At 68.3% G+C, this 1,029-nt stretch carries 1 protein-coding gene; it reads left to right on the top strand.

Annotated elements, in window-relative coordinates; all coding sequences use genetic code 11:
- A partial coding sequence (locus AC1DXK_RS31015; RefSeq protein ID WP_477299710.1) for a DNA translocase FtsK occupies nucleotides 1–1,029 on the top strand: 1,029 nt, incomplete at both ends.

Here is a 1,029-nt window from a genome sequence, read left to right as displayed (position 1 = left end):
CCCCTGCGCCGGTCGCGCTCCCCATGGTCGCGCCCCGCGCCCACCTGATCCCGGCCGGCCGCCATCTCGAGATCGCGTCGATCGAGAACGCCGATTACGAGCTGCCTTCCCTCGAACTGCTCGCCCTGCCGGCCCCCGGCGGCAGCGAGGAGGTCGATGCCGACGTGCTGGAGCAGAACGCCCTCAACCTGCAGCAGACGGTCCAGGATTTCGGCGTGCGCGGCGACATCCTGGCGGTGCGGCCCGGTCCGGTCGTGACCCTCTACGAGCTGGAGCCGGCRCCCGGCACCAAGTCCAGCCGCGTCATCGSSCTGKCSGACGACATCGCCCGGTCGATGTCGGCGGTCTCGGCCCGCGTCGCGGTGGTGCCCGGCCGSAACGYCATCGGYATCGAGCTGCCCAACGMCAMSCGCGAGACCGTCTACCTGCGSGARYTSCTSKCSTCGRCSGAYTTCGCCGAGAGCAAGCACAAGCTGGCYYTGTGYCTGGGCAAGAACATCGGCGGCGAGCCGATCATCGCCGACCTCGCGCGCATGCCGCACCTGCTGGTCGCCGGCACCACCGGCTCGGGCAAGTCGGTGGCGATCAACACCATGATCCTGTCGCTGCTCTACCGGCTGAAGCCCGAGGAGTGCCGCCTGATCATGGTCGATCCGAAGATGCTGGAGCTGTCGGTCTACGACGGCATCCCGCACCTGCTCTCCCCGGTCGTCATCGACCCCAAGAAGGCGGTCATCGCCCTCAAGTGGGCCGTGCGCGAGATGGAGGAGCGCTACAAGAAGATGTCCAAGATCGCCGTCCGGAACATCGACGGCTACAACGCCCGCATGAAGGAGGCCCGCGAGAGGGGTGAGACCATCACGCGCACGGTCCAGACCGGCTTCGACCGTCACACGGGCGAGGCGGTGTACGAGGACGAGGCGATGGACCTGGCGCCGCTGCCGTACATCGTGATCGTGGTCGACGAGATGGCCGACCTGATGATGGTGGCCGGCAAGGACATCGAGGGAGCGATCCAGCGCCTGGCGC

This window comes from Methylobacterium sp. P3_A11, from assembly GCF_056403155.1.
This window is presented reverse-complemented; position numbering and strand designations above follow the sequence as displayed.